Here is a 21,965-nt window from a genome sequence, read left to right on the forward strand (position 1 = left end):
TTATATTTTTTTGTATGAAAAAGGAATTATCCTTTGCATTAAACTATGCATTAAACAAAGGATTCCAAATTCATCCAGATGCTTTTAAAATATTAGAAAATGTAGATGTAAAAAAATTAGAGAGGATAATAAAGGAAATAGTAAGACAGAAAACAAAACAAAAACTATTTCAGATTAACCAGGATGATTTAGAGACTTATCTCGGAATTAAGGAGGACTTGACACTTCAAAATGAAATCAAAGTGATATTTGAACCAACCAACAAGATAACATCAGGTGAAGGAGTTAAAGGTTATAATGCTTTATTTTCAAGTCGTTTTAACAAACTTAAACGAATTATTTCAGATAGACCAGAATCAAGATTATTGAAATCTGCAGCATTAGTTAAAACTACAAAAAATGATGATGATGTTTATGTATGTGGTCTTGTATCAGTCAGAAGTACTGAAAGAAATATCACAAAATTGGTTCTTGAGGACCCTTCAGGCTCATTTGAAGGAATTGTTTTTGATAATGAGCTGCAAAAGACTGCAGGAACTCTTCTAATTGATCAATTTGTAATGGCAAGAGTAGGTTTAGCAAAGAATTCAGGATATATAATCAAAGATTTGATCTTGCCAGATATTCCAGAACAGGTCAAAAACAAATCAGAGACTGAAGCATACGCAGTATTTCTTTCAGATTTGCATATTGGAAGTAAATATTTCATGGAGGAGGAGTTTGCAGAGTTTATTTCATGGATATCTAGTCCTGATCCAACTGCTAGAAAAATTCGTTTTGTCCTAATTGGTGGAGATGTAGTTGATGGGGTTGGAATTTATCCAAATCAGAATAAAGAATTGATTTGTTTAACCATTCAAGAGCAATTAAAAAAGGTAGAGGATTTGATTGATAAAATTCCAAAAAATATAAAGATTGTCATTATGCCTGGAAACCACGATCCTGGAAGAAGGGCATTGCCACAACCTGCTATACCAAAAAAATACAATTCAGGTTTATGGGATAGAGAGAATGTGATAATGGTTGGAAATCCTGCGGTAGTCTCATTGAATGGTGTAAGAGTAATGATGTTTCATGGACAAAGTATTGATGATATAGTAAAAACCACACCTGGATTAAGTTATGATAAACCAACAAATGTTATGAAACACCTTCTTAGAGCAAGACATTTGAGTCCAATTTATGGCAGTCAGACACCAATAGCACCTGAAATAGAGGATTTTTTAGTTATTGAGGATATTCCAGATATTTTTCATGTTGGACATGTTCATAGAGCAGAGTTAGATATGTACAAAGGAATTTTGTTAATTAATTCAGGTTCATGGCAAAAACAAACTCCTTTTCAGGCAAGTGTAGGAATGACTCCAAATCCAGGAATAGCTATTATGGTAAATTTGAAAACTTTCCAAGTTTTTCATGAAAATTATAGTTCAAACTTAAATAATATCTTGCAAAGTTAGCTCGTTTTTGAAGGATTTTTTTATCATTTCAGATGAGACCGTAAGTTTGTATTTTTTAGTTCTACCATGTATTCCTTGATGGATAATTCGTCCGGAAATAATTCCAGACATTTCAATTTCACTTAGCATTTGTGTGACTCTTCTTTGAGTAAGTTCATTGCGTCCTACTATTTTACAGAGATTTTTGTATGATGAATAAATCTCTCCTGTAGATGATCCATTTGCTTTCATTATTGCAATAATCACTAATTTTTCATGAAGTGGGTATGATTTTAGGGATGTTTCCTCTTTATTTTCCTCAATTTTTTGAGTTGCTTCTCTAACATGCTCAATTGTAACCTTGTCAGATTGTTGTCTTTCTGCAATTTCACCAGCAACGCGAATCAAATCGATTGCTCTACGAGCATCGCCATGTTCTCCCCCTGCAAGGGCTGCACATAGATTTAAAGCTGGTTCTTCAACTGAGTTCTCTATAAATGAATCATGAATTCTTTCTTCAAGAATTTTTTTGATTTGTTCTACATTATAATTTGTAAATACAATCTCTTCTTCACCAAGACTACTGATTACCCTAGGATCAAGTTTTTCTTTGAATGTTAAATCATTTGAAATTCCTACCAAAGTCAAAGATCCTTGTTTTAGACGTTCATTTGCTCTCGTAAATTGATATAAAATATCTTTACCTGTTTTCGCTATTAATTGGGCAAGATAATCAATCTCATCAATTACAAAAATGGCATTAAGTTTGTCTTCATCAATTTTATTTAGTAGTCTCTTAAAGACCTCACTTGTTGCCAAACCTGTTGAGGGTAATTCCTTTTCAGTCAGGTTTAGTTGCCTGCCTAGATTAACAAGTAAACCATATAGTGTTGTTTCGTCTTTTGAGTTAGAATATATTAATTTAATTGGAAAATTAGTTTTTTCAACTCTTTCTTGGATTTTTGAAAGTACTTTTTTAACTACTAATGTTTTACCTGTCCCAGGTTTTCCATAAACTAGAAGATTAGAAGGTCTAGATTGTTTTAGTATTGGTAATAAGGATTGTGTGACTTGTTCTTGTTCAGAATTTCTATGTAGAATGGTATTTGGAATGTATGTGAAATGAAGAATGTCTCTGTTTTTTATTATAGATTTTCCAGATTCTGCTGCATCAAGCATTCTTTCAATAGGATCAGACATACTCACACACCCTCATTTCCTACCAATGTTATCATATTCATATCTGAATTATGAGGGTATAGTATAGAATAGTAATTGTAGTTTAGTTTGTAATTAATTATTTTTAGTTAGTTTTAGATTTCTAAAAAAAAATAAATAAAAAAAGACAGAGTGGAAATATTGGTGTGTGGGTAAATCTAGTTTTTTGAGTTAACGTTTTTGTTAATGGGATGTTAAGAAATTTCAAAAAAAGCCTATTTTGACCCTTTCATTTCCACTCCAGGCGTTAAGATTGATGTTAACAGTGTTAATACCTTTATTTTGACCCTTTCATTTCCACTCCAGGCGTAAAAGTAATCTATCTTAGAATGTTTAATGATAAACCTGTGTTAATAACAAAAAATAGGTCAGGCGTGGCTTACGCAGTCAATGTTAACAAACTATTTTGTTAACAAACATGATCGGATCTATTGAACTGTTAACATCTGACTTTGTAGATCCGACCGATGGCCAAAAAACGTATTAGAATAGGTATGGAGGATGCAGACGGTGCACGTTATGATATTAAACTAGAAGGCAATGTGACCAGAGAAAAAGTCCTTAAAATATTTGAGATGATGGATTTGATGAATATTGAAGAAGATTTACCAGAAACAATTAATATGGACTCAATTGGCTCTAAAATTTGGTATATTGTGGATAAATTTTTCCCAATGGGCAAATTTACATCCACAAATATTCTTGAAAAATATGAAGATGAATTTAATGAACCTGTAAAACTAAGTATAATTTCTACATATTTGTCTAGATTTTCTTCAAAAGGTAGGGTGGATAGAATTAGGACAGGTCGTGAATGGACTTACCAAACCATTAAAATTGGCCAAAATCAACATTAATTACTTAAGAAATAACCACTTTTCTTACTATTAATCTATCTTTTCCAAGAATTACTTTAACATATTCACCTTTTTGAATATCCATATATTTTCTAAATTGTTTAGGGATTGAAATTGTACCAGCCGAAGTGATTTTTACTAAAACTTCATTTTCCTGTACTGACATATTACCATTATAATTTATTAATATATATAATTTATTAAAATATATAATTAATAATTAAATATAAAATTAGGCCTATTTTACTATAATTAATCTAAAACACTACAAATTATTTTGTAAAAGAACTTATGTGATTGCTGGGTTTAATTCACTTTGTTCTATTTTTGCTATCCCTTTTTTGGTAATTGAATAAGTATATGGCTTAGTTTCAGTATTTCTTTGTACATATCCATCTTCAAATAACTTCTTCATTAATCTTGAAGTATGTTCCCTACTACGTTTTAATGTGATTTGTATATCACGTGATGTCATAGTTTTGTTTGTGATTAAATGCAACACATAATCTATTGGATTTATGTGATTTGGAGGAGGAACGCTAGGCAGAGAAACAGGTTTTTCATGAATAACTTCAGGTTTGTTAGTGTTTTCACTCTTATTTTCCTGAACTTCATTCCTTGCTAATTTTTCTAAGAACTGCTTTAGTTCTAGATTAGGATCTTCTATTTTTTGCTCATTTTCTTGTATTTCTAATGCATCTAGGCGTATTTTCATATCAATTAACTGTTTTTCATAATACTCTAGACGTTCAGATTGTGATGCATCATAGATTTCGCCTCTAGGCTTTACAAATGGACGTACTTTATAGTATGAATACAACCCTACTAATCCAATTAAAAATGCCAAAATCACACCTAAAATTACTTCAGGTTCAGGAATTTCTATTAACATCACAACTTTTACGCCTAAATTGTGATTTATTGTGATTGAACAATATTATTTCACACTTTGGATTGACAAACTCACACATACAATCACAATTATTATCACACCTAATTCAACTTTGTACTTAATTTACTCACACATACATCACATATTACATGCACGACGAACAAGCTTATCAATCACACTAATGACTTCATCTTCTCTTTCAGGAAATATATCACTCTCATTAATCACACTAATTTGTTCGGAAAGTTTGGATATCACATCTATATCATCAGGTAAAAGTATGCCTAAACCACGTAAAAGTATGATTGAGTAATACAATCCAATTAATTTCTCTCTAGATTGTTTAACTTGCCTGTAATAGGCACCTTTTGTTATAGAAAATTTAGATTCTAAAAGATCTTTTTGATTTAAAATAATTTCAATTTGTCGCTCCGTAAACAGAGATTTTTTGATAATTTTACTAATAATATTATTAAATTTGGATTGTTCAATATCGTTCATAGCTATACAAATCTGTATATCGGTATTCCAATTAAACTTTAAAGAGCCATGTACAAATTTCATTTATGGCTGGAAATAAAATTGAGACATTCTTAAACTTAGAATTAAAAAAGAAAAATGCATTACTATTTGTATTAATTGATTCAGAAGTATCAAATTTAGAAGCATCACGCAAGCTAGCTAAAGATGTAGAAAAAATTGGGGCTTCTGCAATTTTAGTTGGAGGTTCTTCCGCGTCTGATCAGATTGAAATGGCTCAAGTGGTTAAAGGTATTAAAAAAGGAATTAAAATTCCAGTAATCCTATTTCCTGGAAACATTACAGGTGTTGTACCTGATGCTGATGCAATATTATTTAGTTCATTAATGAATTCAGAGAATCCTTACTTCATCACACAAGCACAGGCCTTAGGTGCTCCAAGTGTTCTTAAATTTGGTTTAGAACCACTTCCAACCGCTTATTTAGTAATAGGAGATGGAACATCTGCTTGGTTTGTTGGTTCAGCAAGAGGAATTCCATTTGAAAAACCAAAAATTGCTGCTGCATATGCTCTTGCAGCACAATTTCTTGGAATGAGATTTGTATATTTAGAGGCGGGCTCTGGTGCAAAAACCAATGTTACACCTGAAATGGTCAAGGCTGTAAGACATGTATTTAATGGCTTTCTGATTGTGGGAGGGGGAATTAGAGATGTTAAAACTGCTCAAAATTTGGTTAAAGCAGGAGCTAATGCTTTAGTTATTGGAACATTCCTTGAAAAAGGTGGAAGTATTAAAAAACTAGAGCAAATATCAAAAGCAATTCAAAAAAAGTAAGTAATAGAACAATTATCATGTCTGAAAACAATGCAATTTCCCGTATCAATGGTATTAAAATGCCTGATTATTATCGTGAATACTACTCAAATCTTTCATCTGATACATATTCTATCTTTGAGCATGCAGCAAAAGCAAAATCTAGTCTAGTTGATTCTTCAGGAATTATTGAGCCAAAAATTGCTTTTGATTTAGCAGACAGAGTTGCTAAAATGCACGAAATCGATATTGCTGAACCACTCAGAGAAATACTAAAAATAAATGGAAAAGAACTCTCAGCATTAATTCTTTCAAAAGAAATTGCATTAGGAAAATATTCATTACAAAATGCATCTTTAGAAGAGAAGTTAGATCTTGCAGTTCGTGTTGGGTTAGCAATTGTTACAGAAGGTGTCACGATTGCACCATTACAAGGAATTAATGAAGTCAAAATTAAGAAAAATAAAGACGGTACAGAATACCTTTCTGTTTCGATCGCAGGGCCTATGCGTTCAGCAGGAGGTACAGAATCTGCTGTAACAATGCTAATTGCAGATCATGTTAGAAAAATTGCTGGATTATCAAAATTTCAAGCTAACTCTTTTGATGATGAAACAGGCAGATTTGTTGAAGAATTACGAATCTATGAAAGAGAAGCAAGTAGCTTTCAATTCCATATTTTAGATGAAGATATTGAACGTGTCATATCTAATCTTCCTGTAGAACTAGATGGTGTGGATACTGATCCTTATGAGGTTGTAAATCACAAAGGTATGACTCGTATCAAAACTGATAGAGTTAGAGGAGGTGCATTACGTGTTTTAAATGATGGATTAATTGGACGCTCTAAAAAACTACTAAAAAGAATTGAATTATACAATCTTGATGGATGGGAGTGGCTTAATGATCTTAAAGGTGCAGTTCAAACTGGTGATAATCAAGAAGATGCTGCTGCTAAAAGAATGCGAGAAGTAATCACTGGCAGATCTGTTTTATCTATGCCTAACAAATTAGGAGGATTCCGATTAAGATATGGGAGAGCATGTAATACTGGTTTCGCGGCAGTTGGGATTCATCCTGTAATTGCTGAAATTCTTGATCATACTATAGTTGTAGGCACACAAATCAAAATAGATATTCCTGGAAAAGGTGCTACTGTTGCATTTGTAGATTCAATAGATACCCCAATTGTTCGTCTGAAAAACGGAGATGTAGTAAAAATTAAAGATGTAAAACATGGATTAGAAATCAAAAATGAAATTAAAAAAATACTCCATTTAGGCGATATATTGATTTCATTTGGGGACTTTCTTGAAAATAATGCTCAACTTGTACCTTCGGGTTACGTTGAAGAATTTTGGATTGAGGAACTAAAACAAAAAATTCAAAAATACGAACCTTATGACCAACATCTAAATCAATTTTTAAGAAAAATACCTACAATTGACGAAGCACTGAAAATCTCTCTTGACTTTCAAATTCCATTACATCCACACTATCTGTATTACTGGGATTGTATTTCATCAGATGAACTTAACAAACTTTTAGAACCCAATAAGGTCAACTCTACATCGATAGAATATCCAATACAAATTAAACAAATTCTTGAAGACTTGGGTGTTCCCCATAAAGTTAAAAATGAAATAATTATTCTTGAAGAACAAGAGGCAAAAATATTCTTTAACCTTTTATTCAGACAAAAACCAATTATCACTGATTTATCAGTCCCAAAAATTTTAACACAAACATCTGGCATTAAAATAAATAATAAATTCTCAACCTCAATTGGGGTTAGAATAGGAAGACCTGAAAAAGCAGCTGCCAGACAAATGAAACCTCCAACACATGTGTTATTTCCAATTAGTGATAAAGGTGGCCCTACTAGAGATCTTCTCAAGGCATCTAGAAATGAACATTTCTTTGCTGATATTTTTAATAGACACTGTAATCAGTGCAATCAACCTTCTATTGGTATAAAATGTTCCATTTGTGGTACAAAAACGACAATTACTTACAGATGTACAAATTGCAGAGATGATCTAATTGAGCCATTCTGTCATAAATGTAAACGTAAAGCACCAACTCATTCACATAAAGAATTTCCATTAAAAAAAAGATTACTTTTAGCTCAAGAAAAAATGGGGCTTCGTGCAAAAGAACCATACAAAGGAGTCAAAGAATTAATCAACCAAGATAAAATTGCTGAACCTCTTGAAAAGGGACTTGCACGCCAAAACTTTGGACTAACAACATTCAAAGATGGAACTGTTAGATTTGATGCAACAAATTCCCCACTAACTCATTTCAAACCATCATGGATAGGAACCTCTATTAAAAAATTAAAACAACTTGGATATTCTTATGATATTGATGGAAAACCTCTTGAGCACATGGATCAGATCATTGAGATTCGTATGCAAGATGTGATAATACCATATGAAAGTGGAAATTATCTAGTATCTACTTGTAAATACATAGATGTTCTTTTAGAAAAATTTTATGGTCACTCTTCATTTTATAATGTTCAAAACTCTAAAGATCTAATTGGACATCTAATAATTGGTTTAGCGCCACATACTTCTGTTGGAATAGTTGGACGAATAATTGGATTTACAGAAACACATGTTTGTTTTGCAACACCTAATTGGCATTCTGCAAAAAGACGAGATGCTGATGGTGATGCTGATTCAATCATGCTTTTAATGGATAGTCTTCTCAATTTCTCAAGACAATTCCTTTCCGATAGAATAGGTGGATTAATGGATGCACCATTACTTATACAACCACTTGTTTTACCACATGAATCTCAACCACAAGCTCATAACCTTGAAGTTACAAAATACCTCTCATTAGAATTCTTTGAATCTACACTCACTAAGATTAAAGCATCAAATGTTTTATCTGTTGAAATTATCAAAACACGACTTGAAACTGAAAGACAATTCTATGACTACTTTTTCACACATCCAACTTCATCTTTGACCGCTTCAAAATCACGTAGTGCATATTCAACGCTTGGTTCTATGCTTGATAAATTTGATATGCAAGTAAAAAATGCTGAATTAATTAATGCAGTAAACACTTCCGAGATTGTTTCAAATGTTATCTCAACTCATCTTGTTCCAGACATTATGGGAAATCTCAGAGCATATGCAAGACAGAACTTCAGGTGTACTGGTTGTGGAAAATCATTTCGTCGAATACCTCTTATCCAAACTTGTTATTGTGGTCATAAATTAATTCCTACAATTACAAGAGGCTCTGTTGAAAAATATCTTAAACTTGCAAAAAGACTTGTAGAGAAATATAATGTAGGAGAATATCAAAAAGGAAGAATCCATGCTTTGTCAGATGAAATTGAATTAGTATTTGGTAAGAGTAAAGGAGATCAATCACTTCTTACTGATTATGACTAAATTTATCTCAGTTTGACATATTCATAAGCACCTAGCTTATTATCAAAACAAAATTTTACTTTTTGAAAGTCCTTTCTGAAATTTTTTACTTTAGAAAGTATCTTTTTTGGATCCTTTTTATCAATTACAACTTGTTTTATGAAAGATGCAATCTCTTCCATCTCATTCTTTTTCATTCCAAGTCGCGTAATTTCAGAAACCCCTAATCTAATTCCACCTGGATGGAAATAGTTTCTTCCTGCTTTAATATCTCCTGGAATAAGTTGTCTGTTTACTATGATGTTAGCTTTTTCTAAATTAGCTTCTACGTTACCACCATCAGAATAATCTAAAACATTTACTGCAATCTGATGTGATTCTGTAAATCCTCTTCTTTCTCCTAATACTTTGAATCCTATATCATTAAGAGCTTCTGCAAGCACCTTTGCATTTTTTATAACCTCAACTGCATATTTTTTTCCAAATTCTAAAACTTCTGTAAATGCTACAGCTTTTCCAGCCATATGATGAATATGATGACTACTAGTAAGACCAGGAAATGTTGCTTTTTTAATTACTTCTTCGTGTTTTTCAGAACCTAAAACTAAACCTCCTTGAGGTCCAAACAAAGTCTTATGAGTACTCATAGTCATAGTATCAGCTCCCTCTCGTAAAGGATCTTGAAATTTGCCACCTGCAATTAATCCAGCAACATGAGCTGCATCATAATTAATATGTATATCATAACTTTTTAGAAAATCTGATAATTCTTTGACTGGATGTGGAAACAAAAACAATGAACCACCAAACATTGCCATCTTTGGAACTCGATTCTCTTTTTTAAGATCTTTTATCTTTTGTTTTGTTTTGTCAATATCAATTGTCATTTCTTCTGCATCAAATGGATAGAATTCGATTTCTAATCCGTGAACTAAACCTGCAGTTCCCGAATGTTCTTTTTTACCATGAGAAATATGTCCACCAGCAGGTATTGATGGTGCTAACATTACATCACCTGGATTAGTAAAAGCAGAATATACTGCCAAATTCGCAACTACTCCTGAAATTGGTCTCACGTCAGCAAATTGTGCTTTGAATAATTTTTTGGCTAGTTTCATACATTCAAATTCAACATCATCAATGTATAGACAACCAGCATAAACCCGTTCTCCAGGCCATCCTTCAGCATATCTATTACCAAAATCAGAAATTATTGCCTCTCTAACAGCTGGACTTGGAATATTTTCACTTGCAATTAATGGAATTGAATTTTCAAACCATTTATGATGTTCCTTCAATTTTGTAAAAATTTTATCATAAGATTTTTTATTTGCTGATTTGACCATGTTTTGCAACTTAATTTTCCCAATTTAAAAACACCGATGTTATACTGATTTCATATCATCTGATCTGGAAGGTATAAAAGGGGAATTAGAGGTTTTCCCATCTATGGGTATGCAAGCTACATCCAAAGGAACTATGCCAGTTGTATTACTAAAAGAAGGCGGTTCAGAAACTAAGGGTAGAGATGCTCAAAAGAATAATATTGCTGCAGCCAAAATTATTGCTGAAATCGTTCATACTAGTCTAGGTCCACGAGGCATGGATAAAATGCTAGTTGACTCATTAGGTGATGTTACTATAACTAATGATGGTGCAACCATCTTAAAAGAAATCGATGTTCAACATCCAGCTGCAAAAATGCTGGTTGAAATTTCCAAAACTACTGATAATGAAGTAGGAGATGGTACAACCTCTGCAGTTATCTTAGCAGGTGCCTTGCTTTCACAAGCTGAATCATTAATAGATCAAGATGTACATCCAACAATCATAGTTGATGGTTATAGAAAAGCTGCACGAAAAGCAAAGGAATACCTTGAAAACATCGCAGATAAAATTTCACCAAATGACAAAACTATTCTAAATAAAATTGCAAAAACTTCAATGCAAACTAAACTTGTAAGAAAAGACTCAGATCTACTTGCCGATATTATTGTAAAATCAGTATTGGCTGTTGCTGAAAAGAATGGTGAAAAATATGATGTTGACATTGATGATATTAAAGTAGAAAAGAAAGCAGGAGGATCAATTAAAGATTCAATGATTATTCAAGGTATTGTTCTTGACAAAGAAATTGTTCATGGAGGAATGCCAAGAAGAATCAATGATGCTAAAATTGCATTAATTAACACCGCATTAGAAATTAGTAAGACTGAAACTGATGCAAAAATTAACATTTCAAACCCTCAACAACTAAAATCATTTCTAGATGAAGAAAATAGAATGTTGAAAACAATGGTTGACAAAGTAATTGGTTCTGGTGCAAATGTAGTTTTATGTCAAAAAGGACTTGATGACATGGCTCAACACTATCTTGCAAAAGCAGGAATCATTGCTGTTAGAAGAATTAAGGAAAGCGATCTTACAAAATTAGCAAAAGCAACAGGCGCAAGAATAGTTACAAATCTTGATGATCTTTTTGAAAAGGATCTAGGAAGTGCTGAACTTGTTGAAGAAAGAAAAATTGAAGAGGATAAATGGGTGTTCATTGAAGGATGTAAACATCCAAAATCTGTTACATTACTTTTACGCGGAGGTTCACAAAGAGTAGTAGATGAGGTTGAACGTTCTGTTCATGATGCATTAATGGTAGTAAAAGATGTAATTTTAAAGCCTGAAATTGTTGCAGGTGGAGGTGCTCCTGAAACATTCGCTGCAACAAAAATTAGAAACTGGGCTAAATCTTTAGAAGGAAGAGAACAATTAGCTGCAGAAAAATTTGCCGATGCATTAGAAGAAATTCCATTAACGTTAGCTGAAAATGCTGGAATGGATCCAATTGATACACTAACACTTCTTCGTTCTAAACAACAGAAAGGAGAAAAATGGACTGGAATTGACGTAATGAAAGCAAAGATTGGTAATATGAAATCTAGTGACATTATTGAACCACTTGCAGTTAAACTTCAAATTGTTTCTGCAGCAGCAGAAGCTGCATGTATGATTCTTAGAATAGATGATGTAATTGCTACACAGAAATCTAGTGGAGGACCACCTGGTGGTGGAGAAGGAATGCCTGGAATGGGTGGAATGCCTGGAATGGGTGGAATGCCTGGAATGGGTGGAATGCCTGACATGGGCGGAATGATGTAAATTATTTTAAAAATTTTTCAAAAGTTTATTTGATTACTGTTTTTACGAACAACATTGAGTAAAACAACATTAAAAATGCTTACTGGATTCAAATATGTTTACTTAATAGTGTTTTTTGCATTACTTGCTGGCTTCTTTCATCCAATTATTACAAATACAAGATTCGATAGTGTGATTAGTGGCGTTTTCATATTGTTTATAGGTCTTGCAGGTGGAATTTTATTGTACAAATCTACAACAACTGAGAATAAAACAATGATGTTTCTAGGCGGAGGATTTGGTCTAATAACTATTTCATTATACTATGTCTTTCAGTTTACTGGAAGAATCTAGACATCAAAGTATAGATAAAATTCATGTGGATGTGGTCTAATAGCTATTTCACGTTGATCTCTTCTTTCTAATTCTATAATCTTGTCAATTACATCATTAGTGTAAATTGGGCTAAGGAATTTTCTGTCACATTCAAGTTCATCTAATGCCTCCCCTAGGCTTTTTGGAAGAACTCCAATTCCTCTTTTAGCTCTGTCTGATTTAGTCATCTTGAAAATATCATCACGAATTTGTTCTCCAGGATCTATCTTCTTTTTAATTCCATCCATTCCTGCTGCTGTTACTGCAGCAAATACAAGATATGGATTTGAAGAAGGATCAGGCGCTCTAAATTCTAGTCTTTTAAGATTTGAATATTGCTTTCCTTTAAGATGTTTTGGAACTCTCACAATAGCAGAACGATTTCCTGAACTCCATGCAATGTATGCCGGCGCTTCATATCCTGGAACTAGTCTATGATATGAATTGGTAGTAGGATTGCCAAATGCAGATAGTGCCTTTGCATGATTGATTATTCCACCACAAAAATATCTTCCAATTTGACTTAATTCTATCTCGTCATCTGGATCAAAAAATGCATTTTCCTTTCCTTTCCATAAACTAACATTAACATGCATTCCAGAACCTGCATCCATAGCAACTGGTTTTGGCATCATTGTTGCAACTTTTCCATATTTTTGTGCAACATTTTTAATTACATATTTGTACGATTGTGCAGCATCTGCAGCATTTGTCATTTGATCATATCTGATATCTATTTCACATTGTCCTGCAGTTGCAACTTCATGATGATGATTGTCACATAATATTCCAAAATTTTGGTTGAGAATATTCACACATTCATTTCTATATGGTGTAAGTGTATCTGATGGTGTACTTGGATAATATCCTTCTTGCAATCCCATTGGATATCCGTCTCCAGATTGACTCCATGGAGCTTCCTTTGATTCAATTGAATATGATTGTCCTTTATATGGTGTCAAAACATCCCAATGTACCTTATCAAATACAAAAAACTCCACTTCTGGTCCCCATGTACTAAAATCAAAACCCTGAGTTTTGACGAATTCCTCTGCTTTTTGAGAAATTCCTCTTGGGTCTCTTGATAATCTTCCTCTGTTTTCTCCCCAATAGATATCACAAAGAAGCCTAGCAGTTTTATTTTCAGTCATCCAAGGAATTATTGCAAATGTATTTGGATCTGGTTTTAGTAATAGATCTGAGTCATCTATTGTTGTAAAACCCACAATAGATGAACCATCTAATTTTGGTAATCCGTCTCTCATTTGTTCTGGGGTAAAAGTATTTGCTGAAATTGTTGTATGGTGAAAATGACCTGTAAGACCAGTAAATTGTAGATCAATAAATTGAATGCCTTCATGCTGAATTCTAGCGAAAACTTCATCAGGCGAATATGTTACTTGAATCGGTTTACCGTGACTGACTTTATAGGGCAACTTTATTCTTCAATCAAACACAAATACATCCATCATTTAAGGATTAGGTAAGAAATGTCAGAATCAAGTCAAATTGATATTAACTCATTACATCACATAGTTTTACGAGAAACTGAAAGTGATTCAATTTTAGAAATTGATCCAACTTTTTACAGAAATCTATCTGATTTTATTGGAAATTTGAGAAAACAAGAATTTGATGGTACAGAAAATAAAATTAAAGATACTATGATAGAAATGGCAATTGAACTTACATCATTGCTAATCAAAATCAGACTCGAGAAAATTTTAAAATCTTCTGATTTGGAAATTAGTCATCTTTTAGATGAAGAAAAATTCATTTTTGATTCACAAGAGAATGAGCAAGAAAGAATTGAAATGATAATTTCTGCAATCATAAATGGAAAATCAAAATTTCTTGAATCATTAGCTCAAAACCATAAAACAAAAAAAGTGGTTATAAGATTTCTCAATGAGGTAGATGAGATTGTTGGTGCTGACCTTGAAAAATATGGTCCTTTCAGGACTGAAGATATAGCTACAATTCCATATGAAAATGCTCAGGCCTTAATTGCTAAAAATATTGCAACTAAGGTTCATTGGGAAGATTAGGTAAAAATTATGCCTTTTTCTTTGATATTGCATGTCCCATACAGGCGTTGACGTAATTGATTTTTTATTTTACACAATTTATCCAGTAATTGGGATTTTTGTTGTTGAAATTATAAGCAGATTAGTTAAATCTCCAAAATGGATAAAGCTATGGATTCAAGCAGTTGTATCTATTGGTTTTGGAGTTTATTATTGGTTTATTTTACCACCACCACAAAATTTCCCATTAACTGCGATGGTAATGTTTGCACTTGCAATAGCTCTCATTTATCAAGGGAGACGCGCAAAAATTTCTCCTGATAAAAGTCCTTACTGATTTTTAAAATCTGCCAAAAATACGTTTGAAAATATTTGGTTTGTCTCGTCCACCATCTCGTATGACTTTTTTTTCACCAAATCTTTTTGCTCTAATTTGATTGAGTTTTACACATCTATGCTCTTCAGGAAGTCTGTGTTCTGCACAAAATGGATCTTTACAATAATTACATTGAAATGGCAAATCTGTCAAGTTACCACAATATGCGCAATTTTCTGCTTGCATGATTTTATTTATTATTTTTCTTTTAATAAAGGTGCCATATTTCTTTTGAAATTTCGTAATGTCTAAACATTTTTACAATGTAAAGGACAAAATCCTTGTGTTATCTAATATGATTAAAGGTAAAGTTGCAATAATAACTGGTGCCAGTAGTGGGATTGGATTTGCTACTGCTTTGACCCTGGCAAAAGCAGGTGCTAAGGTTGCAATAGGAGCTAGAAGAGTTGATAGATTAGAGGATCTTGCAAAAAAAATCTCTACTAATGGAGGAGAAGTTTTTTATCAAAAATTAGATGTAACGCAAAGATCTGAATGTGAGAATTTCGCTAAAGCAGTTTTAGATAAATGGGGTTCTATTGATATTCTTGTAAATAATGCGGGTTTGATGCCTTTGAGTTTCTTCAAAAGTCTCAAAATAAATGAATGGGATAGAATGATTGATGTAAATATCAAGGGCGTATTGTATTCTACAGCTGCGGTAATCTCACATATGAAAGAGAAAAAATCAGGCCATATTGTAAATCTTTCATCAGTAGCTGGAAGAATTGTTTTTCCTGCAGGTAGTGTTTATTGTGCAACAAAACATGCTGTTGCAGCATTTACTGAGGGATTAAGGCAAGAATTTAGTGTACGTTCCAACATTAGAGTAACTAGTATTGAACCTGGAGTTGTTGCAACAGAACTTAATGATACAATTACTGATGAATCCTTACAAGGATTTATAGAAAATACAAAAAAGATGGAAGCATTACAAGCAGAAGATATTGCAAATGCAATTTTATATGCTGTTGAGTCACCACCACATGTTAATGTAAATGAGATTTTGATAAGACCTACAACACAAGAACGTTAAATTGTCAAGTATTCCACATGTTGTTATATTAGGTGGGGGTTTTGGTGGACTTTCATCAGCCCATGAACTAAGAAATTCACTTTCTTCATCACAAGTAAAAATCACAATAATCGATAAAAAAGACTGGTTCATGGTAGGATTTGCAAAATTATGGATAATGAATGGAACTAGGACTTTTGAAAATTCTATTGGTTCACTTAATGAATTACCAAAAAAAGAAATTAATTTCATTAAAGATGAAATTTTAGCAATTGATCTTCAAAATAAAAATGTAAAAACTATATCTCAAAATATTTCTTATGATTTTCTAATTATTTCAATGGGATCTATATTGGCCCCTGAAAGAATTCCTGGATTAAAAAATAACGGATTAAATCTGTATGATCATAATCAACTTCTAGAAATTCATGATAAATTAATGAGTATAAAATCTGGAAAAATTGCTATATGTATAATGGGAATGCCTTACAAATGTCCTCCCGCACCATTTGAGGCTAGTCTATTAGTAGATTCCATGCTTAAAGAACGTGGAATACGAAATTCCATTCAAATTGATTTTTACAGTCCAGCTCCTATTACTTTACCAGCAGCTGGTCCTGAAGTAAGTAAACAAATTCTTGAACTAGTAAATTCTGAGAAAATTATTTTTCATAATTCTTGCAAAATAAAATCTGTAGAATCTAACAAACTTATTTTTGAAAACAGTAAAGCTAACTTTGATTTGCTTTTATTTATTCCTCCACACATTGCTCCCAAAGTTATTTATGATTCTAGTTTAGCTAAAGAACCTGGATTTATTCCAATTGACAGAGATTGTAAAACATCTTTTGAAAATGTATTTGCAATAGGTGATGTTACTAGTATGTCTGTTACAGAAACCATGACAGTTCCAAAAGCAGGAGTTTTTGCAGAAGGAGAGGGAATAACAGTTGCCAAAAATATAATTTCAAAAATTCAATCTAAAGAAGAACTAACCTTATTTGATGGAAAAGGTGGATGTTTTATAGAATCGGGTAAAGAAACAGCATCAATTCTTGAAGTTGATATGTTTTCACAATCTAAACCTTCAACAAATCTCTCAGAATCTACTTCTGATAATCTTTCTAAAAAAATTGAATTTGAAAAAGAACGAATGACAAAGTGGTTATGACTCATCTGATCTGTTTTTATCTTTTGAAAGATGTTCTAAGATAGCTCTTACCTCTATACTCAATTCATGAGTATCTTTTGATAGACTCAGTTTTTCTGGAATACTATTTTTAAAATCAGCATCTTCCAACTCAATACTTCTTTTTTGAATACAATCAAGATGATCCTTGTCAGTAGCGGAAATTTTGTGACAAATATTACAAAGTTTCAATAATTATGTTAAACAATACGACGATTTAATAATTTCATTTTATGCCTCTGAAACAAGGGATCGTAGTCTAGCTTGGTATGATACTAGTCTGGGGGACTAGTGGTCGCAGGTTCAAATCCTGCCGGTCCCATCACACTCTTAAAATTTTCAACAATTTTTCAAAACTTTCCCTAGATTTTTCTTCCTTATATTGTCTCAAAATACTAATAAGTTGTTCTTTAGATGGATTTTTGTAAATTTTTTGGGCTTTTTTTGCAAATCCCGAACCAATGAAGAATGCTTGAGTGATTGATGTAACGTTAGATGGTCTTCTATTAATGCTAGAACTTTCAAAATCAATTATGGTTGATTTTATTTTTCCAACTATAACATGTTTAGAAATATTGCTTAATTCTCCATGATCAAAACCAATTTGATCTAATCTATAGCAATCTTCTAAAATTTTTCTAATTGTAGATTTTAATTTTTTTGCACTACCTGTACCTTTTAAGGAATCTATCCATTCATTAATTTTAATCCCTTCAAGATATTCCATTACTAAAAAATTTTTACTGACATCAATCATTTTTGGTCCAACATTTACTGAATTTACAAGTTTTAGTAAAACTGCCTCACTCCTCATTTCTTTTCTTTGAGAATCTGTTCTTCGAATTTTTAATGCAACTTCTTTGGTTCCTTTTTTTGCAAGAACAACGACTCCAACATACCCCTTTCCCAAAACTGCTGTTTTTCCAAGAGTTGTAGAACCTACTAATGCAATTGATTTTATTTTTAATTTTTCTAGTTCTACAATTCTTGATTTTATTTGTCTAGAAGTGGCTTTTGGGTATCCAAGAATTTTTGAGTATGGTTCATCAACAAACCTCTTAATTGAAATAAAGAAGTGTGCCATCTGTTGAAATCAGTTCACTTGCAGTCTCTTTAATTGATTTGCTTAAATTTTTATTTCCTACTGATATCTTAAAACCTTTTTTAAAATCTGCTTGAAGACCTTTTGGTATCCCTATATGGAGATTCTTTTTCAAAAATTCTGTCATAAAATTTACTGCCTCGATATGTTTTCTTTTTTCTAATGAGATTATCTTTTTATTATTTCCAATCCACAAAAGTTCCGAATTTTGAAGATTTTTAGAAATAAAACTTTTAGAGCTATCTTCTCTAAAAAATTCTGGTCCGTTTTTTGAATATATTCGACTGATTTTTGTAGATTCTAAGAAGAAAAATAAATAGATTTCATTTTGGTGATCTATATGAGGTTTGCTTCGTAAAACTCTAAATCCTCCTAATTCTAATTGTATTGACAATGATGATGTGACTCTTTTAATTTGCCCCCATATTATATCTGGACTTCTAGTTTGATAACTAAATTTAATCACTAGTAAATTATTCCAATATTTTTTTGATATTCGTGATTTTTTACTTTTGAAGAAATCTATTTTTGTTTTTTCTTTGAATGCTCTGCAAACAAGAACAAATTTTCCAATATTTTCATCAGAAATAGCTGCAGCCAAATTTCTATTGTTATCAATGGGATCTATGATTACGATAGATGTTTCAAATTTTTTCAATGTTTTTCCAATAACTTGATTTTCTTTAATTGCTGATATTGATTTAATAACATTTTCAAAACTCCCAAAATATAAAATTAAAACTTCTGAAACATATCCACTGAATCCTTGTTTTGCAATCTCTGCACCATAAATTCCATTTAACTTAAGAAATGTTTTAAGAATTCTAACATCATTTTTCATTTTAGATGTTAATGATTTATTCATAAATTTTGTATGAAATGTTGATCTATCTGCAGCACTTTTCCACTTTCCAATTTTTACATCATAAAATGGTACTACATTGATCTTAGTGTTCTTAATTCTAGCTTCAACATATGGATGTTGTGAATATCTAACATAAGGAGAATATTTTTTTAAGGAATCAAAACCAATTTTCTTAGAAATTTTTCCAAACTTTTCTTCTGATGTATTTTTCTTAAATCTAATGAAAATATCAATGTCCGCATCTTTTGATAACCATGTACCTTTTGCAAATGAACCTCCAAATTCTAATCCTATTACTTCTGGAAATTTTATGATTTCTTTTTGAATTAAATTAAATGCCAATTCTGCAATTCCTTTTTTCGTTTTTTCAAGCGATTTAGATGGAATTACAGTCTTAGAAATTGCGGAGATTATATTTTTCTTCATTTTGCATTTATTTCCACTAAATCCAAATAAATTGGTCCTTTTGATGTTAATTTACTTTTTTTCAATTTTATGCTGACTATCTCTTGTATGCCAAAATCTACCATTTTTCGATTTTTTAGTTCGTTTGTTATATTACCGATTTTCTTTTTAATCCTAAATACTGTAATATGAGGCTTGAAAGCTTTATTCGAAGAAAATCCCAATGGTTTTAATACTTTTTCCACCTTCTTTGATAATTCAATTAACATATTTCCTCCATTTTCATCTGTACCAATCCAAATTATTCTTGGGAATTCAGGTCTTGGAAATACACCTACACCTTTTAGATTTACACTAAAACTTGTAAATTCAATTAAATTAAGAGCTTTGATTATTTTTTTGGATACTTCTTCTGTAATTTCTCCTAAAAATTGTAATGTAAAATGAAAATTATTTGATTCTACAGGCTTTGCATCGATTTTAATGCTATCTTGAAATTTCTTTACAGAATTGATAATTTCATTATTTGTTATTTCAATTGCTACAAAAGTTCGCATTACACCATTCTTCAACGTATCTTTATAATAATTTCCGGTAACTTCATAGACAGGAATTATTTTTGATATATTATGACCAAACTGATAGTATGTTTAACAGGCATGCCAGGCGCTGGTAAATCTACTATTGCAGAAGGATTGAAAGTAAAAGGATATACTGTAATTAATATGGGTAATACTATCCGAGAAGAGGCAAAAAACAGAAATCTTGAACCAACACGAGATAATCTTGGAAATTTAATGCTTGAGCTCAGAGAAAAAAATGGCCCGGGCGCTGTTGCAGAATTAGTTAAATTGCAAATAGATTCCTCAACTGCAGATGTTATTCTAATAGATGGAGTAAGATCAAATGATGAGATTAAGGTACTTCGTAAATTTGGTGATGTAAAATTACTAGCAATTCATGCATCAACAGATGCCAGATTTAATTTTCTACAAAAAAGAGGAAGATTAGATGATCCACAAACAAAAGAACATTTTGAAGAAAGAGATAATCGTGAATTAAATGTGGGTATTAACAATTCAATTGCATTATCTGATTATATAATATCCAATATTGGTTTAACAAAAGATCAATTAATTGAAACTGCTTTCAAAATTATTCAAAGTTGGATTAAATGAATATTCCTAATATTAATTGCAAAATTGAAATGTTTTCATCAGTAAATCCTTCAGAAGATCCTGATAAAATCAAAATGGCAATTTCTAATATTTTACCATATTCTACAATTAAAACTGAAAATTATTCAATTAATGCTATTTCTAAAGAATTACGATCTTTTGAAAAAATTTATGAAACAATTCATAATAATCGCTTTCAAAAAGTCTTTAGTCGTAATTTAGAAAAAAATTTAGAAAATAATACAACATGGTTTTATCTCAACAAACAAACTGCATTTGTTGGAAAAATAGTGATTTGTGAAGAAGCAGAGGAATCTCCATTGGGTCCTATCAAGACAATTCTTACTTCATCAAATATTGATGGAATAATTGATTGGATAGTTTATGGTAATTAAAAAAAATCTAGCTAAAGTAAATTTGTTCTTTTTTGACTTTTTCTAGTATTAATTTATAATCTATCTATCTTCTTACAGCCATAATTTAATTTCTTTTGAAAATTGATACAAATTCAGGTAAAGCAAATGTACTTGTACTTCTTATGGTGAGATCCATTTCTGTTGACATTTCTGTTTTTTCTGGATTAATTTCTATCAATACTGCGTCATTTTGTTTTGCATAAATTGGAAGTATATTTGCAGGTGATACAACTAATGATGTACCAACAATTATCATTAGATCACATTCACTAGCAGAAAACATGGCTTTTTTCCATACATCTTGAAGTAAAGATTCTCCAAACCATACTACATCAGGACGAAGTATATTTCCACAACTACACAATGGTGGTATTTCAATAAATTCTGTGAGGACTTCATCTCTAAATCCACAAGATGAACATTTGATCTTAATGATACTCCCATGTAATTCTAGCACTTGTGTACTGCCTGCTTTCTGATGTAATCCATCAATATTTTGTGTTAAAACCACAACGTCAACATATTTTTCTAGTTCGGCAATTGCTTTATGACCTTGGTTAGGTTGCGCTGCAAAAATATTCTTTCTTCGTTCATTATACCATTCCCAAACTAATCTTGGATTTGTATAAAAAGCGTCTACTGTAGCTAATTTCATTGCATCATAATTTCTCCATAACCCATCTTTTCCTCTAAATGTGGGTATCCCACTTTCTTGTGAAATTCCAGCACCTGTTACAAATATGATTTTTTTAGCATCTCTAATTTGATCATTAATTATTTCAAACATAT

24 protein-coding genes and 1 tRNA gene are annotated in these 21,965 nt (G+C 31.6%); 13 read left to right on the plus strand and 12 right to left on the minus strand.

All coding sequences use genetic code 11. The annotated features are described in order from the left end of the window. Positions 1 to 14 precede the first annotated feature (14 nt). Complete coding sequence (locus tag OEM44_02435; GenBank protein ID MDH3515659.1) at positions 15 to 1,460, plus strand: DNA-directed DNA polymerase II small subunit; 1,446 nt, start codon at positions 15 to 17, stop codon at positions 1,458 to 1,460. Here OEM44_02435 and OEM44_02440 read toward each other — a convergent pair. After that, on the minus strand, positions 1,437 to 2,639 hold the full coding sequence (locus OEM44_02440; protein MDH3515660.1) for an AAA family ATPase: 1,203 nt from the start codon (positions 2,637 to 2,639) through the stop codon (positions 1,437 to 1,439). The two genes, OEM44_02435 and OEM44_02440, sit on opposite strands and share 24 nt — an antisense overlap. Before the next feature lie 485 nt (positions 2,640 to 3,124). On the opposite strand from OEM44_02440, the gene OEM44_02445 reads away from it, so the two are divergent. Continuing rightward, positions 3,125 to 3,514: a hypothetical protein gene (locus tag OEM44_02445; protein ID MDH3515661.1), complete on the plus strand. Its 390-nt coding sequence runs from the start codon at positions 3,125 to 3,127 to the stop codon at positions 3,512 to 3,514. A 4-nt stretch (positions 3,515 to 3,518) separates the two neighbouring features. Here the strand turns inward: OEM44_02445 and OEM44_02450 are convergent, their stop codons facing one another. From OEM44_02450 to OEM44_02460, 3 genes are all read right to left on the minus strand, one after another. Continuing rightward, a complete protein-coding gene (locus OEM44_02450; protein MDH3515662.1) occupies positions 3,519 to 3,680 on the minus strand; it encodes an AbrB/MazE/SpoVT family DNA-binding domain-containing protein in 162 nt (53 codons plus the stop codon). Positions 3,681 to 3,803: 123 nt separating this feature from the next. Further along, complete coding sequence (locus tag OEM44_02455; GenBank protein MDH3515663.1) at positions 3,804 to 4,406, minus strand: winged helix DNA-binding protein; 603 nt, start codon at positions 4,404 to 4,406, stop codon at positions 3,804 to 3,806. 138 nt (positions 4,407 to 4,544) lie between these two features. Then, entirely contained in the window at positions 4,545 to 4,907 is a 363-nt protein-coding gene (locus tag OEM44_02460; protein MDH3515664.1) for a hypothetical protein, read from the minus strand. A gap of 65 nt (positions 4,908 to 4,972) precedes the next feature. Here OEM44_02460 and OEM44_02465 point away from each other — a divergent pair, with 65 nt between their 5' ends. Then, entirely contained in the window at positions 4,973 to 5,722 is a 750-nt protein-coding gene (locus tag OEM44_02465; GenBank protein MDH3515665.1) for a geranylgeranylglyceryl/heptaprenylglyceryl phosphate synthase, read from the plus strand. 17 nt (positions 5,723 to 5,739) lie between these two features. Then, complete coding sequence (locus OEM44_02470) at positions 5,740 to 9,117, plus strand: DNA polymerase II large subunit (protein MDH3515666.1); 3,378 nt, start codon at positions 5,740 to 5,742, stop codon at positions 9,115 to 9,117. Between the two features lie 2 nt (positions 9,118 to 9,119). On the opposite strand, the gene OEM44_02475 is transcribed toward OEM44_02470, so the two are convergent. After that, positions 9,120 to 10,442 (minus strand): serine hydroxymethyltransferase, encoded by a 1,323-nt coding sequence (locus OEM44_02475; protein MDH3515667.1) that lies wholly within the window; start codon positions 10,440 to 10,442, stop codon positions 9,120 to 9,122. 103 nt (positions 10,443 to 10,545) lie between these two features. Between OEM44_02475 and thsB the strand changes: the two genes are divergently transcribed. Continuing rightward, entirely contained in the window at positions 10,546 to 12,249 is a 1,704-nt protein-coding gene (thsB, locus tag OEM44_02480) for a thermosome subunit beta (GenBank protein MDH3515668.1), read from the plus strand. Between the two features lie 54 nt (positions 12,250 to 12,303). After that, positions 12,304 to 12,582: a hypothetical protein gene (locus OEM44_02485; protein MDH3515669.1), complete on the plus strand. Its 279-nt coding sequence runs from the start codon at positions 12,304 to 12,306 to the stop codon at positions 12,580 to 12,582. Here the strand turns inward: OEM44_02485 and glnA are convergent. Beyond that, a complete protein-coding gene (glnA, locus tag OEM44_02490) occupies positions 12,579 to 14,039 on the minus strand; it encodes a type I glutamate--ammonia ligase (protein ID MDH3515670.1) in 1,461 nt (486 codons plus the stop codon). The genes OEM44_02485 and glnA overlap by 4 nt on opposite strands. Before the next feature lie 54 nt (positions 14,040 to 14,093). Between glnA and OEM44_02495 the strand changes: the two genes are divergently transcribed. Beyond that, positions 14,094 to 14,651: a hypothetical protein gene (locus tag OEM44_02495; GenBank protein ID MDH3515671.1), complete on the plus strand. Its 558-nt coding sequence runs from the start codon at positions 14,094 to 14,096 to the stop codon at positions 14,649 to 14,651. A gap of 31 nt (positions 14,652 to 14,682) precedes the next feature. After that, positions 14,683 to 14,967 carry a hypothetical protein gene (locus tag OEM44_02500; protein ID MDH3515672.1) on the plus strand — a complete coding sequence of 95 codons (285 nt, stop codon included), beginning with the start codon at positions 14,683 to 14,685 and terminating at the stop codon, positions 14,965 to 14,967. Positions 14,968 to 14,970: 3 nt separating this feature from the next. Here the strand turns inward: OEM44_02500 and OEM44_02505 are convergent, their stop codons facing one another. Next, a complete protein-coding gene (locus tag OEM44_02505; GenBank protein MDH3515673.1) occupies positions 14,971 to 15,192 on the minus strand; it encodes a nucleotide-binding protein in 222 nt (73 codons plus the stop codon). A gap of 58 nt (positions 15,193 to 15,250) precedes the next feature. On the opposite strand from OEM44_02505, the gene OEM44_02510 reads away from it, so the two are divergent. Beyond that, positions 15,251 to 16,042, plus strand: coding sequence for an SDR family oxidoreductase (locus tag OEM44_02510; protein MDH3515674.1), 792 nt, complete (start codon positions 15,251 to 15,253; stop codon positions 16,040 to 16,042). 1 nt (position 16,043) lies between these two features. After that, positions 16,044 to 17,192 carry an NAD(P)/FAD-dependent oxidoreductase gene (locus OEM44_02515; GenBank protein MDH3515675.1) on the plus strand — a complete coding sequence of 383 codons (1,149 nt, stop codon included), beginning with the start codon at positions 16,044 to 16,046 and terminating at the stop codon, positions 17,190 to 17,192. On the opposite strand, the gene OEM44_02520 is transcribed toward OEM44_02515, so the two are convergent. After that, entirely contained in the window at positions 17,187 to 17,402 is a 216-nt protein-coding gene (locus OEM44_02520) for a hypothetical protein (GenBank protein ID MDH3515676.1), read from the minus strand. The two genes, OEM44_02515 and OEM44_02520, sit on opposite strands and share 6 nt — an antisense overlap. 56 nt (positions 17,403 to 17,458) lie before the next feature. Between OEM44_02520 and OEM44_02525 the strand changes: the two genes are divergently transcribed. After that, positions 17,459 to 17,532, plus strand: a tRNA-Pro gene (locus OEM44_02525). Here OEM44_02525 and OEM44_02530 read toward each other — a convergent pair. From OEM44_02530 to thpR, 3 genes are read right to left on the minus strand one after another with little or no spacing between them, the layout of a single operon-like run. Beyond that, positions 17,533 to 18,294 carry a serine/threonine protein kinase gene (locus tag OEM44_02530; protein MDH3515677.1) on the minus strand — a complete coding sequence of 254 codons (762 nt, stop codon included), beginning with the start codon at positions 18,292 to 18,294 and terminating at the stop codon, positions 17,533 to 17,535. Then, positions 18,269 to 19,603 carry a CCA tRNA nucleotidyltransferase gene (gene cca, locus OEM44_02535; GenBank protein ID MDH3515678.1) on the minus strand — a complete coding sequence of 445 codons (1,335 nt, stop codon included), beginning with the start codon at positions 19,601 to 19,603 and terminating at the stop codon, positions 18,269 to 18,271. Before cca ends, OEM44_02530 begins: the two co-directional genes overlap by 26 nt. Beyond that, positions 19,600 to 20,139 (minus strand): RNA 2',3'-cyclic phosphodiesterase, encoded by a 540-nt coding sequence (gene thpR, locus OEM44_02540; GenBank protein ID MDH3515679.1) that lies wholly within the window; start codon positions 20,137 to 20,139, stop codon positions 19,600 to 19,602. Before thpR ends, cca begins: the two co-directional genes overlap by 4 nt. Before the next feature lie 72 nt (positions 20,140 to 20,211). Here thpR and OEM44_02545 point away from each other — a divergent pair, with 72 nt between their 5' ends. Beyond that, complete coding sequence (locus tag OEM44_02545; protein MDH3515680.1) at positions 20,212 to 20,760, plus strand: AAA family ATPase; 549 nt, start codon at positions 20,212 to 20,214, stop codon at positions 20,758 to 20,760. Continuing rightward, positions 20,757 to 21,155, plus strand: a complete 399-nt coding sequence (locus OEM44_02550; protein ID MDH3515681.1) for a hypothetical protein — start codon at positions 20,757 to 20,759, stop codon at positions 21,153 to 21,155. The genes OEM44_02545 and OEM44_02550 overlap by 4 nt, the downstream gene beginning before the upstream one ends. A gap of 85 nt (positions 21,156 to 21,240) precedes the next feature. Here the strand turns inward: OEM44_02550 and OEM44_02555 are convergent, their stop codons facing one another. Continuing rightward, complete coding sequence (locus OEM44_02555; protein ID MDH3515682.1) at positions 21,241 to 21,963, minus strand: NAD-dependent deacylase; 723 nt, start codon at positions 21,961 to 21,963, stop codon at positions 21,241 to 21,243. Between the last annotated feature and the right edge of the window lie 2 nt (positions 21,964 to 21,965).

The organism is Nitrosopumilus sp. (assembly GCA_029862745.1).
Lineage (GTDB): Archaea > Thermoproteota > Nitrososphaeria > Nitrososphaerales > Nitrosopumilaceae > Nitrosopumilus.

What these genes read in the sequence shown, in the direction of transcription:
- OEM44_02435 (MDH3515659.1), top strand. Translation starts at nt 15, where the DNA reads ATGAAAAAGGAATTATCCTTTGCATTAAACTATGCATTAAACAAAGGA.
- OEM44_02440 (MDH3515660.1), bottom strand. Translation starts at nt 2,639, where the DNA reads ATGTCTGATCCTATTGAAAGAATGCTTGATGCAGCAGAATCTGGAAAA.
- OEM44_02445 (MDH3515661.1), top strand. Translation starts at nt 3,125, where the DNA reads ATGGCCAAAAAACGTATTAGAATAGGTATGGAGGATGCAGACGGTGCA.
- OEM44_02450 (MDH3515662.1), bottom strand. Translation starts at nt 3,680, where the DNA reads ATGTCAGTACAGGAAAATGAAGTTTTAGTAAAAATCACTTCGGCTGGT.
- OEM44_02455 (MDH3515663.1), bottom strand. Translation starts at nt 4,406, where the DNA reads ATGTTAATAGAAATTCCTGAACCTGAAGTAATTTTAGGTGTGATTTTG.
- OEM44_02460 (MDH3515664.1), bottom strand. Translation starts at nt 4,907, where the DNA reads ATGAACGATATTGAACAATCCAAATTTAATAATATTATTAGTAAAATT.
- OEM44_02465 (MDH3515665.1), top strand. Translation starts at nt 4,973, where the DNA reads ATGGCTGGAAATAAAATTGAGACATTCTTAAACTTAGAATTAAAAAAG.
- OEM44_02470 (MDH3515666.1), top strand. Translation starts at nt 5,740, where the DNA reads ATGTCTGAAAACAATGCAATTTCCCGTATCAATGGTATTAAAATGCCT.
- OEM44_02475 (MDH3515667.1), bottom strand. Translation starts at nt 10,442, where the DNA reads ATGGTCAAATCAGCAAATAAAAAATCTTATGATAAAATTTTTACAAAA.
- thsB (MDH3515668.1), top strand. Translation starts at nt 10,546, where the DNA reads ATGGGTATGCAAGCTACATCCAAAGGAACTATGCCAGTTGTATTACTA.
- OEM44_02495 (MDH3515671.1), top strand. Translation starts at nt 14,094, where the DNA reads ATGTCAGAATCAAGTCAAATTGATATTAACTCATTACATCACATAGTT.
- OEM44_02500 (MDH3515672.1), top strand. Translation starts at nt 14,683, where the DNA reads ATGTCCCATACAGGCGTTGACGTAATTGATTTTTTATTTTACACAATT.
- OEM44_02505 (MDH3515673.1), bottom strand. Translation starts at nt 15,192, where the DNA reads ATGCAAGCAGAAAATTGCGCATATTGTGGTAACTTGACAGATTTGCCA.
- OEM44_02510 (MDH3515674.1), top strand. Translation starts at nt 15,251, where the DNA reads ATGTCTAAACATTTTTACAATGTAAAGGACAAAATCCTTGTGTTATCT.
- OEM44_02530 (MDH3515677.1), bottom strand. Translation starts at nt 18,294, where the DNA reads ATGGCACACTTCTTTATTTCAATTAAGAGGTTTGTTGATGAACCATAC.
- cca (MDH3515678.1), bottom strand. Translation starts at nt 19,603, where the DNA reads ATGAAGAAAAATATAATCTCCGCAATTTCTAAGACTGTAATTCCATCT.
- thpR (MDH3515679.1), bottom strand. Translation starts at nt 20,139, where the DNA reads ATGCGAACTTTTGTAGCAATTGAAATAACAAATAATGAAATTATCAAT.
- OEM44_02545 (MDH3515680.1), top strand. Translation starts at nt 20,212, where the DNA reads ATGACCAAACTGATAGTATGTTTAACAGGCATGCCAGGCGCTGGTAAA.
- OEM44_02550 (MDH3515681.1), top strand. Translation starts at nt 20,757, where the DNA reads ATGAATATTCCTAATATTAATTGCAAAATTGAAATGTTTTCATCAGTA.
- OEM44_02555 (MDH3515682.1), bottom strand. Translation starts at nt 21,963, where the DNA reads ATGTTTGAAATAATTAATGATCAAATTAGAGATGCTAAAAAAATCATA.